The organism is Pantoea jilinensis (assembly GCF_019104105.1).
GTDB lineage: Bacteria > Pseudomonadota > Gammaproteobacteria > Enterobacterales > Enterobacteriaceae > Pantoea > Pantoea eucalypti.
Genome location: NZ_CP077746.1, coordinates 670,916 through 683,143, shown reverse-complemented (window position 1 = coordinate 683,143; position 12,228 = coordinate 670,916). Strand labels below are relative to the sequence as shown.

General features: G+C 56.7%; 9 protein-coding genes. 5 read left to right on the top strand and 4 right to left on the bottom strand.

Features of this window, described 5'->3' with window-relative positions; all coding sequences use genetic code 11:
* Positions 1-36 precede the first annotated feature (36 nt).
* Both KTJ90_RS03265 and KTJ90_RS03260 read right to left on the bottom strand, forming a co-directional pair.
* Positions 37-2,181, bottom strand: coding sequence for a putative bifunctional diguanylate cyclase/phosphodiesterase (locus tag KTJ90_RS03265; protein ID WP_039659357.1), 2,145 nt, complete (start codon positions 2,179-2,181; stop codon positions 37-39).
* A 171-nt stretch (positions 2,182-2,352) separates the two neighbouring features.
* The gene (locus KTJ90_RS03260) at positions 2,353-4,437 is read right to left on the bottom strand and encodes a putative bifunctional diguanylate cyclase/phosphodiesterase (protein WP_442844040.1); all 2,085 of its coding nucleotides are present in this window, start codon (positions 4,435-4,437) and stop codon (positions 2,353-2,355) included.
* Between the two features lie 543 nt (positions 4,438-4,980).
* Here KTJ90_RS03260 and KTJ90_RS03255 point away from each other — a divergent pair.
* From KTJ90_RS03255 to KTJ90_RS03235, 5 genes are read left to right on the top strand one after another with little or no spacing between them, the layout of a single operon-like run.
* Complete coding sequence (locus KTJ90_RS03255; RefSeq protein ID WP_008925722.1) at positions 4,981-5,550, top strand: spore coat protein U domain-containing protein; 570 nt, start codon at positions 4,981-4,983, stop codon at positions 5,548-5,550.
* A 46-nt stretch (positions 5,551-5,596) separates the two neighbouring features.
* Entirely contained in the window at positions 5,597-6,088 is a 492-nt protein-coding gene (locus KTJ90_RS03250) for a Csu type fimbrial protein (RefSeq protein WP_008925723.1), read from the top strand.
* Positions 6,089-6,113: 25 nt separating this feature from the next.
* The gene (locus KTJ90_RS03245) at positions 6,114-6,812 is read left to right on the top strand and encodes a fimbrial biogenesis chaperone (RefSeq protein ID WP_008925724.1); all 699 of its coding nucleotides are present in this window, start codon (positions 6,114-6,116) and stop codon (positions 6,810-6,812) included.
* Positions 6,813-6,819: 7 nt separating this feature from the next.
* Entirely contained in the window at positions 6,820-9,267 is a 2,448-nt protein-coding gene (locus tag KTJ90_RS03240) for a fimbria/pilus outer membrane usher protein (protein ID WP_499025930.1), read from the top strand.
* Positions 9,264-10,241 carry a Csu type fimbrial protein gene (locus KTJ90_RS03235; RefSeq protein WP_003848487.1) on the top strand — a complete coding sequence of 326 codons (978 nt, stop codon included), beginning with the start codon at positions 9,264-9,266 and terminating at the stop codon, positions 10,239-10,241. The genes KTJ90_RS03240 and KTJ90_RS03235 overlap by 4 nt, the downstream gene beginning before the upstream one ends.
* Here the strand turns inward: KTJ90_RS03235 and KTJ90_RS03230 are convergent.
* Together KTJ90_RS03230 and exbD are read right to left on the bottom strand one after the other, a co-directional pair.
* Positions 10,238-11,563 carry an MFS transporter gene (locus KTJ90_RS03230; RefSeq protein WP_003848486.1) on the bottom strand — a complete coding sequence of 442 codons (1,326 nt, stop codon included), beginning with the start codon at positions 11,561-11,563 and terminating at the stop codon, positions 10,238-10,240. The two genes, KTJ90_RS03235 and KTJ90_RS03230, sit on opposite strands and share 4 nt — an antisense overlap.
* Positions 11,564-11,799: 236 nt before the next feature.
* On the bottom strand, positions 11,800-12,222 hold the full coding sequence (exbD, locus tag KTJ90_RS03225) for a TonB system transport protein ExbD (protein WP_008925727.1): 423 nt from the start codon (positions 12,220-12,222) through the stop codon (positions 11,800-11,802).
* Between the last annotated feature and the right edge of the window lie 6 nt (positions 12,223-12,228).

The following is a 12,228-nucleotide window of genomic DNA, read 5'->3' as shown; positions in this document are numbered from 1 at the left end:
CTCAATTCACGCAGATGCTACGCTGTGTCAGGTGTGTCAGATCGCAGCAACCTGCGGTGTCAGCAGCGGTTCAGCTTCACTCATCTGGCGGATATCCGTAACGACCTCTTCGTCTTCTGCTACCACAAAGTTAGCCAGCTCCGGCACCTGTTCCGCGGGAACCGGCCTGCCCAGCAGGAAGCCCTGCAGCGTATTGCAACCCAGGCCGGTCAGAAAGGCCTGCTGTTCAGCGGTTTCAACGCCCTCGGCCACCACTTTCAGTTGCAGTGACTGCGCCAGTGCCACAATCGCCGACACGATGGTGGCATCTTCCGGCTGATGCTGGAGTTCATTCACAAAGGCCCGATCGATCTTAAGTTCGCTGGCCGGTAGCCTTTTCAGGTAGAGCAGGCTGGAGTAGCCGGTGCCAAAGTCATCAATCGAGGCTTTCACCCCAAGCTGAGTCAGCTCGGTGAGAATACGCACACTCTCATCGGGATCGCGCATCGCGGTGGTTTCCGTCACCTCCAGCGTCAACAGTTCGGCCGGAATCTGATGTTTTGCCAGCGCATCTACCACTGTCTCTACCAGATTCGATTGCTCAAACTGCAGCGCCGACAGGTTCACCGCCACTGACCAGTCCGTATGGCCCTGCAAATGCCACTGGCGCAACTGGCGACACGCTTCATTAATCACCCAATTGCCGATGTTGACAATCATCCCGGTTTTTTCCGCCATTGGCAGAAATTTGTCAGGCGATAACAGACCCCGTTTTGGATGTTCCCAGCGCAGCAGCGCTTCGAAACCAAGAAGCGGGCCGCGTGGCGCGCAATATTTTGGCTGATAGAACAGGCGCAGCTCATTGTTATCCAGCGCCTGCCAGAGATCATTGTTCAGCTGAAGCTGGCTCTGCGCCTGAATGTTCATTGAGGGCTGAAAAAAGGTGTAACCATTGCGGCCATTATTTTTGGTGTGATACATCGCCGCATCGGCGTTGAACATCAGTTCACGCTCATCCTCGCCATCGCCAGGATAGACAGCGATGCCGAGGCTCAGCGAGACCACCAGCTCATAGCGTGAGATATCAAACGGACGGTCCACCGCTTTCACCAGTTTATCGGCAATGGCCGCCGCATCGTTGGGATCGTCGATCTCCACCAGCAGTACAAACTCATCACCGCCGAGTCGCGCCAGCGTGTAATAGCCAGCCATCTGCTGGCTCATCCGCTCGGTCACACCCACCAGCAGACGGTCGCCAATGTGATGCCCGAACGCGTCGTTAACCGCCTTAAATCCGTCCAGATCCATAAACATCAGGGCAAACAGCGTCTGCTCACGATTGGCTTTGTTGATCGCCTGTTCCAGTCGATCTTCCAGCAGAATGCGGTTTGGCAGGCGAGTCAGATTGTCGTGCAGCGCCAGCTGTGCCAGCTCGCGGTTCGCTTCAGCCAGTGAGCTGGCGAGAATGGAGGTGCGCGCCTGCATCCGCGCATCCAGCATCGAGACCAGCAGAGTAATCCCCAGGATTGAGATAGTGACTACCGTGACCAGAATCGCCAGCCAGTTACTGTTAACGCCCTGCCCCATCGAATGGCTGTGAGCGGGAAACTCTGCCGCCATCATGCCGGTGTAGTGCATGCCCGCAATCGCACAGCCCATCACTACGGATGCGCCAATACGCAGCAGGGTCACCCGGCCAGTCTGACCTTCACGCAGGTTAAATGCCAGCCACAGCGCTGCGCCAGAAGCGGCGAGCGCGATCACCACCGAAAGGCCTATCCAGCCCCACCGCCAGACAATACCCGGCGAGAACATCAGGGCTGCCATCCCGGTATAGTGCATCGCCACGACGCCGCTGCCGAGAATCAGTGCGCCGCCCGCCAGGCGCGGCAGGGGCAAATCGCCACTGCAGACCAGCCACAGGGCAAATATCGATGCGCAGACCGCGATGGCAGCGGAGAAGGCGGTCAGCCCGGCGTTGTAGCTCATCACCATCTCCATGTTCATCGACAACATGCCAATGAAGTGCATCGCCCAGATGCCGATGCCCATGGAGAAACCGCCGCCAAACAGCCAGACCAGCGCGACTTTGCCCGTGGAGTGCACCACCCGTCCCGCCATATCTAAGGCGGTAAACGAAGCCAGCATCGCGACAAGAACGGAGACGATGACGATAAAAGAGTCGTATGAGGTTGCTAACATAGTGCGTTCCCGCGGAAAGCCGTGCTTGTGTTTAGGTAAGGGATTTTTAAAACTTCTTTTCTTAATTATCGGCACTGCCCGGCGGTTAATGAGCCGCGAACCCTGCATCTTTCCACTCACTCTGAGTGCTGAAATCTATCGTCAGTGTCAGCGTCAGCTTCAGCGTCAGCGTCAGACGGATGCTGATGCCAGAGGCGGTCGCAGTCCGGGAAAACGAAACGCCTCTATGCGATCCGCTGGCGTCGGCTTGCCCAGCAGATATCCCTGCAGCGCATCAAAGCCCAGGCTGGTGAGCAGGTGCTGCTGCTCTTCTGTCTCAACCCCTTCCGCCACCATGCGCAGGTTAAGACTCTGCGCCAGGGTCAGCATGGCGCTGACCACGGTCGCATCTTCACTGCCGGGTCGCAGGCAGTTAATAAAGCTGCGATCGATTTTGAGTTCGCTGGCATCCAGATCTTTCAGATGCAGCAGGTTGGCATAGCCGATGCCAAAATTATCAATGGCCACACTGACGCCCGCCTGCTGCAGTTCACGAATACGTTGCTGGCTGAAGAGGGGATCACGCATGGCAATCGCTTCCGTGATTTCCAGCATCAGTGCGCTGCCTGACAACTGGTAACGCGCCAGCGTCTGCATCAGCGTGTGGAGTAAATCACGCTGGTGAAACTGCAACGCGGAGAGATTGACCGAGACCGTCCAGTCGCTGTTGCCCTGGTTATGCCAGATTTTCAGCTGACGGCAGGCCTCATCAATCACCCAGTTGCCCAGTGCAACGATCTGGCCGGTTTTTTCGGCGCGCGGCAGAAACAGCTCAGGCGTCAGCAAACCGCGTTGCGGATGCTGCCAGCGCAGCAGTGCTTCAAATCCCATTAGCCGTGTGCCGCCGGAACGGAATTTGGGCTGATAAAAGAGTCGCATCTGTTGCCGATCGATCGCCTCCCACAGATCGTTTGCCAGCGCCAGCTGATGCTGCGTTGCATCACTCATCGCCGGCTCAAACAGGCACCAGCCGTTACGTCCGCTGTGTTTAGTGTGGTACATCGCCGAGTCGGCATTGAATAACAGCTCCTGCCGGTTACGACCGTGCAGCGGGAATATCGCAATGCCCGCACTGAGGGAAACGTGTAACACATAGCGATCCAGTTCAAACGGCGTACTGATCACTTTGACCAGTTTTTGCGCCAGCTGACGGGCTGGATTGACATCGCATGTCTCCGCCATCAGCACAAATTCATCACCTCCCAGACGCACCAGCAGCATCGTGTTGCTGAGCTGGCTTCGCAGCCGTTCCGACACAGCCACCAGCAACCGATCACCGACGTGGTGTCCCCAGGTGTCATTGACCGCTTTAAACCCATCAAGATCCATGTAGATCACGGCAAAGCGATTTTCGTTGAGCATAGCCTGTTTAATCGCCAGATCGAGCTGCTGCTCCAGCATGGCCCGATTGGGTAGCGCGGTCAGATTGTCATGCATCGCCAGCTGACGCAGTTCCTGGTTAGCGTGTCTGAGTCGGGTCGCCAGTCGCGCGGCACGCAGTTGGGCATCCAGCATGGAACTCAGCAGCGTAATGCCCAGAATAATCAGCGTAATGAGCGTTACCCAAACCGCCAGTCCTGGATTGCTCACACCACCCGGCTGCATCATACTGCTCTCGCTGAATCGGGCTGCCGACATGCCGACATAATGCATACCAGCAATGGCCATCCCCATCACCAGTGAGGCCAGTCCCCGCATCAGCAGCAGATGATGGTCGCCCTGGCGCAGATGAAACGCCAGCCACAGCGCCACGCCCGAAGCAACAAACGCAATGATCACGGAGAGCGCCACCCGCAGCACATTCCACTCAGGTCGCGGCTCAATCAGCAGCGCATACATGCCGAGGTAGTGCATCACGACAATCCCTGAACTCAGGATCAGTGTGCCGCGCAGTAACCGATAACGGGTGAGATGCAGGCCGCCTACTGTCTGGCCAAAAGCAAACATTGACGCCATGATCGCCACAAGCAGCGAGAGTATCGTCAGCCGCGTGTCATAGCGCATCGTCATCGGCATCATCATCGCCAGCATACCAATGAAATGCATTGCCCAGACGCCAATCCCCATCGCAGTTCCGCCTGCCAGCAACCAGAATCGGGCGCTCCAGCCACGGGATACCGCCACCCTTCCGGCAGTATCCAGCGCTGTAAATGAGGCAATAAACGCGACGATCAGCGAAACGCAGATCAAAACGCTATCCCAGGTGACAAGCAACATGTGCAGCTCCTCACCACCCGCTGAGAAACGGGTGCTGTGTAAAGTCAGAAAGTGATTCAAAAAACACCCGTTGGGTGAAAGTCATTAAATTTCGGTTTTTTGTTATCCCGGAGGCCCGGTAAAGCGCGCCCCCAGACGCAGGGCATTTTAAACCTGCATCTTATTTCCCGCCTGCTGAGACAGCCGGTAAATCGTTATTATGTCTGATTGGTAAAGGAACATATCACCGAAGCGGAAAGCATGCCAGAGACCGAAAAAACAAAGAGTTTTCTTTTTCTTTCTTGCTTTTATGCCTTGCTGTTACTGGGTTATCGGCCACTTAGGCCATTTGATTAATGAAAAATAACTGGCAGGGCTTCGCGTAACGCTTTAACTGATCTATAGTAAGTAAAACTAATATAAATCATCATTCTTAAGTCTAAGATTTCCCTCAGGACAGTGGCACTAACCGCCTTGTAATTTTTATTTCATCATTTTGAGTTGAATCGTTAATAAACACCGGGTGAAAAAGCACTGACTCTCGATAATCCGTAAGGAAATATTATGAAACTCAAGCTTTTTCTGTGTGCCGCTGCAGGATTAACTGTCGCAATGACACCCTTAACCCAGGCGGCAACGACCTCGGGAACCATCAATGCCACGTTAACGCTGACCACGGGTTGCCTGGTAAACGGTCAGTCAGCTACGGCGGGCGTTAACTTCGGTACCCTGAATTTTGGTAGCAGTGCAGCGACCTTCGACACCCTGAACGCCACGCTGGTCGGTGCGGCGGGTAACGGTATTTTTGTCCGCTGTACCACGGGTCAGGACTATAACGTGGTGGTGACCAGCAGCAATACTGCGCCAGCGACCATTTATGGCACCGCCTCTGCATCACCACGTTATCTGGTTCTGGGATCGGATAATGCACAGGGCATCGCCTATACCCTCTACAGTGACGCCTCTTTTACCACGGCTATCGCCAACAATACGCCAATCGCCGCCAGTGGAACCACGGACCCAACACTGGGCACCAACTACGCCATTTATGGCCGGGTTGTTGGCGGCGGTTTTAATCCCCTGATTCCTGCCGGAACTTATACCGATACGATTAACGTTGCCGTGAACTATTAACGACTGTCGCAGGTAGATAAGGGTGGTTCTCTGGCGATCCAGCCTGATGATCGCATGCGGTCTGCCTCTGCTGATAAGGTGTTTCAGCGCCTGGGGCCTGCCCACCAGCACCTTTCAGGTCACGGCTTCTGTCGTGGCAGGCTGCGTAATATCCGGAACCAATACCGGTGTTTTCGGCACACTTAACTTTGGCACACAGTCTGGCGTGGCGGCCACTCCCGCCAGCGCCAGCTTTGTACAGAGTACCTCGATCAATCTTGCCTGCACGCCGGGCACCACGCTGAGCATGAGCATTAATCAGGGCGCCAACTTCACGACCACCCGCAACCTGAAACTGCCCAACTTCAGCAATACCGTTCCCTATACGCTCTTTAGTAATGCCAGCCGCACCACGGTGATCCCGGTCAATCAGGCGGTGCCGCTGAGCTATAGCAATGCCAATAACATTACGCTGCCGATCTATGGCCAGCTGCAACTGCCCGGCACTGCGCGCGCCGGCGTTTATACCGATACGCTGACCGTCACCCTGAGCTGGTGAGGTGATAGAAAACAAGGATACGATCATGAAGCCACTGCGCGCCCTGCTGTTGCTGTTAAGTTCTCCCCTATTCCATGCAGCCTTTGCTGCTAACTCTGTGATGATATGGCCTATCGATCCCGCCATTAATCCTGAAGAGAAAGCCAGCGAACTCTGGCTGGAGAATCGCGGTAACACGACCACGATGATGCAGATCCGTGTTTTCAGCTGGCAGCAAATCAATGGACAGGAACAGTACCAGACCCAGCAGCGGGTGGTCGCCAGCCCGCCAATGGTGCGAATGGAGCCAGGACAAAAACAGCTGGTCAGACTGATTAAACAGACGCCGCCTGCGGCCGGTAAAGAGCAGGCTTATCGGGTGGTGCTGGATGAGATTCCCACGCCGCGCAATCCTGGCGAGAATCAGGCCGGACTGACCTTTCAGATGCGCTACTCAGTGCCGTTGTTCGTGTATGGCACCGGGCTCTCCACCGACAGTGCCCGTCCGGCTCTGCGCTGGCAACAGATTAGCGAGGGAGGCAAGCGCTGGCTGCAGCTGACCAACAGCGGCAATGGCCATGCCCGACTGAGCAATGTGACTATCGGCGGTCGCAAACTGGGCGACGGTTTATATGGCTATGTGCTCGCGGACAGCACATATCGCTGGCCACTCACCACGCCGGTCAGCGGCGAACTCACTGCAGAGGTCAACAAGAGCCCGTGGCGCAGCGCTGCCCAGAAATAAGCGCTGAATGAGACCTTTTTCCCTGCATCCCTGCGCGCTGACGGTAGCCAGCGTCATTTACGCCTTAACGCCGGATCCTGTGCTGGCGGAGACCTATTCATCCCTGCCTCCACCGCACAGCCTGCAGACCAGCAGCAGCGGTCAGCAATATATGCTGGAGCTGGTGATTAACCAGCAGGAAAACGGCAACATTGTGCCAGTCGAGCAGCGCAACGACCATTTCTGGCTGCGTAGCGGCGATCTGCAGCGTGCCGGTCTGCCACTGGATAAGCTGGGTGAGCAGGCGCAGATCGATGTCAGCAGCCTGCAATCCGTCAGTGTGGAATATGACGCCGCCCGTCAGCGGCTGCTGCTCACCGTACCACCGGAATGGCTTCCCGGTCAGGTGATTGGCGAGGCGAAGAACGGACCGCGCTATCCGGGGCGCACCAGCGCCGGCGCGCTGATTAACTACGATCTCTACGCCAGCCGTACCGATACCACCGGCACCCGGCTTTCTGCCTGGAACGAACTGCGCCTGTTCGGTGATGCCGGACACGTCTCTACCAACGGCGTCTGGCAGCAGCAGCTGGAAGGCAGCCCCGGTTATCAGGACAACGGTTATATCCGTTACGACAGCTGGTGGAGCAATGAAGATGAGAACGCGGTGATGAGCTGGCGGGTCGGGGATCTGGTGACTGACTCGCTTGCCTGGAGCAGCAGCATCCGACTCGGCGGCATCAGTGTGGGTCGCGACTTCAGCGTCCGTCCTGACCTGGTGACCTATCCGCTACCCGCCTTCTCTGGCCAGGCTGCAGTCCCCTCCACCGTCGATCTCTTTATCAATGGCTATCGCTCCGGTCAGGCAAATGTGCAGCCTGGCCCCTGGTCATTAACCAATGTGCCATTCGTCAATGGTGCGGGTGACGCGGTGATCACCACCACAGATGCGGTCGGCCGACGCGTCACCACCACCATGCCGTTTTATGTCTCCAGCAATCTGCTGAAATCGGGGCTGGCTGACTACGCTATCTCCGCCGGGGCGATTCGCGAAAATTACGGCATTAAAAACTTCGATTACGGTGCGGCTGCCGCCAATGGCTCATATCGCTACGGCATGACCGACTGGCTGACGCTGGAGAGTCACGCCGAGGGCAGCGAAAATCTGGCGATGGGCGGGCTGGGAGGTCAGCTTCGGGTTGGCAGCTGGGGCGTGGTTAACGGCGCGGTGGCACAAAGTCATCTTGATGGCGACAGCGGCAGGCAATATAGCTGGGGCTATCAGTACAACAATCGCTGGTTCAACATCGGCACGCAGCAGACCCAGCGCAGCAGCGACTTTGGCAATCTGGCCCTGGTTGGCAGCCGTGCCGGTAGTCAGGCGGATAGCCGTTACACGCTATCGCGCCGCACTGCCCAATACAGCGCCAGCATCTCACTGAACCGCTTTGGCAGCGTCGGCGCCGCCTTCATCGATATCACCGACGGCCAGGGCGATCGCACCCGCCTGTGGAACCTCTCATGGAGTAAGAATCTGTGGGGAAACAGCAGCCTCTATGTCTCCGCCAGCCGCGATCAGGAGGAGAAGAGCTGGACCGGTGCGCTCTCGCTGGTGATCCCGTTTGGCGAGCAGGGCAGCGCGGCGATCAGCACCGAGCGCGATCAACGCGGTCGCGATAGCCAGCGTCTCTATGCCTCCAGTGCCATGCCCAGCGACGGTGGATTCGCCTGGGATGCCTCATGGGCGAATCAGAGTGGCGATAGTGGCGACTACCGGCAGGGCAGTCTGCGCTACCGCAATAACCATATCGACACCTCGGGGGGCTTCTACGGTGATGATGACAATCTGACTCAGTGGGCCGATGTCGCCGGTGCACTGGTATTAATGGACAACAGCGTCTTTGCCGCCAACGCCATCAACGACGCTTTTGTGCTGGTGAAAACGGGCTATCCCGACGTTAATGTCCGCTATGAAAATCAGTCGATGGGACGCACTAACCAACAGGGCTATCTGCTGGTCCCCGCCATCAGCAGCTACTACCCGGCCAAATATGATATCGACACCCTCGACCTGCCCGCCGATATGACCACGCCCCATGTTGAGCAGCGTTTTGCGGTAAAACGTCAGAGCGGCTACCTGCTTAACTTCCCGGTGGAAAAACTGCGCTCCGCCAGCGTGATTCTGGTTGATGCAAAGGGCCAGCCGCTGCCGGTCTCAAGCCTGGTACAGCGTGCGGATCATGCCACTGAGTATGTCGGCTGGGATGGCATCGTCTGGATGGAAAATCTCACTGCCAGAAACCCGATGGAGGTGGTGACGCCCGATGGCCGCCGCTGTGAAACCGAACTGCGCATCGCCAGCGGTCAGCCGCAGGCGCTGAAAACCTATGGCCCTCTGACCTGCGCGCTGCCCGCGCCCGCCGCAGGCAGCGCCGCCTCTCCCGCTGAATCTTTCACGTCCGGAACCCAACCATGATCAAATCTCTGTTACTGGCTGCCCTGCTGCTGACACTGCCGTCGCTGAGCTACGCCGCCTGCGGTCTGCCCGCGTCGACCGCCAGCTTCGGCTCGGTCACGACGTTTGTGGCGAATACCACCGTCAGCTCGGTGACCACTAACGCCAACGTCAACTGTGGCGCAGGCTCGGCGTTGTCACTGCTTGGCAATAACCAGATAACGTTTCAGCTGACCGGCGCGACCAATATCAGCGGCACACGGGGCGTCCTGAAACGCAGTGGTGACACCGGCAGCGATAATGTGCCAGTACGGCTCTGCACCGACAGCGCCTGCGCCAGCGAACTGACGATTGGCAGCACGCCGTTTGTTTACAGCTCACAAACCCTGATAAATCTGGCAGGTTTGCTGGGCAGTCTTAACTTTGCCCTTCCCGTCTATCTGCGCACTGTTCCCGGTCAGGTGGTTGCAGCGGGAACCTATTCCGTTACGCTAAATATGGCTGTGACTTACCGCATCTGCACCAGCATTGGCGTGGGTAATCTCTGTTTAAGCGAGCAGCAAGGCAGCGGCGTGATTCCGATTAACGTTACCGCTGTCCTCACCAACGATTGCACGACGATCACCGCACCCAACATCAGCTTTGGCAGTGCGCCGCTGGTGAGTAGCTTCTCCGCTGTATCGCAGACCATTAACGTGCTGTGCAGTAAAGGCAGTACCTATACCGTCGGGCTGAACAATGGCAGTTATCCGGCGGGCAGCGTCAGGAACATGGCGAGCGGAGCGAACCGTCTGAGTTATGAGATTTATAAAAGTGCCACCAGCAATCGCTGGGGAGCGGCAGGCACTGAACGCTGGAGCAGTACCACCTCGACAGCGGTATCAGCGGATGGACTGACGCGCGGCTTTAACTACACCGCGCGCATCCTGACCACTCAGAACACGCCGCCTGCGGGAAATTACAGCGACAGCGTGGTCGTCGATTTATCGTTTTAAAGTGACGCGCTGACCGTCGTTGTGGCGCTGTGACGCCGCTGATACTGCTTCACCATCCGGCCAATCAACAGCGTACCGATCAGCCCGCAGACCGCCGCAAAGGTGAGCCAGACGCCAGGCATCGCTTTGTCACCGGTGGCGTGAATCAGATAGCTGGAGATGGCAGGTGTAAAGCCGCCAAATAGCGCCGTTGCCAGACTGTAAGCCATGGAGAAACCGGCAGCGCGCACTTCAGCAGGCATAATTTCTGCCAGATAAACCACCATCGCACCGTTATAGCTGGCATAGAGAAACGACAGCCACAGCTCAGCTTCCAGCAGGTGAGCGAAGCTGGCCGATCCCACCATCCAGTGAAGCACCGGCCAGGTGGTGGCAATCATCAGCAGGGTAAAAATAATCAGCAGCGGACGTCGTCCCACGCGGTCCGACAGCGTACCCATCAGCGGCAGCCAGAAGAGGTTGGAAACACCCACACAGAGCGTCACCAGAAACGCCTGCTTGTCGCTCATCATCAATACAGTTTTGCCAAAGGTCGGTGTAAAAGCGGTGATCATGTAGAACATCACCGTGGTGGTGACCACCATCAGCATGCCCGCCAGCACCAGCGCCCAGTTGCTGGCGACCGACCGCATGATTTCCGTCATGCTCGGGTGATGTTTACGTTTACTGAACGCTTCAGTCTCTTCCAGCATCCGGCGGATATAGAACAGGAACGGCACAATCAGACAGCCAACCACAAACGGGATACGCCAGCCCCACTCCGTTACCGCTTCTTTCGCCAGCAGATGATTCAGCATCAGGCCCAGCAGGGCAGCAAAGATCACCGCAATCTGCTGACTGCCCGACTGCCAGCTCACGAAGAAGCCTTTACGTCCTTTGGGTGCAACTTCGGCCAGATAGACCGATACGCCACCCAGCTCAACCCCCGCCGAGAAGCCCTGCAACAGACGCCCCAACAGAATCAGAATCGGTGCTGCCACGCCTAAGGTAGCGTAACCCGGTACCACCGCAATGGTCAGGGTACCAATCGCCATTAAGCCCAGCGTCAGCAACAGGCCTTTACGGCGCCCATGATGGTCGATGTAGGCACCTAAAATGATCGCCCCCAGCGGGCGCATCAGGAAGCCGGCACCAAAGGTCATCAGGGTCAGCATCAGGGAAGCAAACGGGTCATCACCCGGGAAGAAGGTTTTTGAAATGGCGGTCGCGTAGTAGCCAAACACCATGAAGTCGTACATCTCCAGGAAGTTACCACTGGTGACGTTGAAGATAGTTCGGGCAGCACTTTTCGGCGGCTTTTGTAAAGATGGGGTGTGACTCATAACGGCTTCCTGTTGTTTTTTAGCCCTTTTAGCCTGACTGAAGCGGGATTAATGTGACGTGAGTCACCATTGCAATTTACAAATCTATGTACATAAGTAACAACCAATTAACAATCCGAATCAGGCAGCATAAGTGATCGGCTTGAGCACTGCTTGACCCGATTTTATGTGGTCAGAGAGCCAGCATAAAAAAAGGCGACCTCAATAGTCGCCTTCTAAGGATGCCCGATAATTCGCTATTTCTTCACGGTTTCCATGCCCATCAGCCCGATTTTCAGATAGCCCGCCGTGCGCAGTTTATCCATGACGCTCATCAGGGTTTCATAATCCACCGACTTGTCCGCCTGGAAGAAAATCGTCGTCTCTTTGTTGCCCTGCGTCTGGCTGGTCAGCACGTTCACCAGCGAGTCAGGCGTAACCTGATCGTTACCGACGTAGAGCTGCTTATCCGCTTTAATCGACAAATAAACTGGCTTCTCCGGGCGCGGCTGCGGCGCGCTGGTTGAGGCGGGCAGATTGACGCGCACGTCGACCGTCGCCAGTGGCGCGGCGACCATAAAGATGATCAGCAGAACCAGCATGACGTCGATAAACGGCGTCACGTTAATCTCATGCATTTCACCGTCGGTTTGCAGATCGTCGTTTAATCGCATGGCCATAACAGC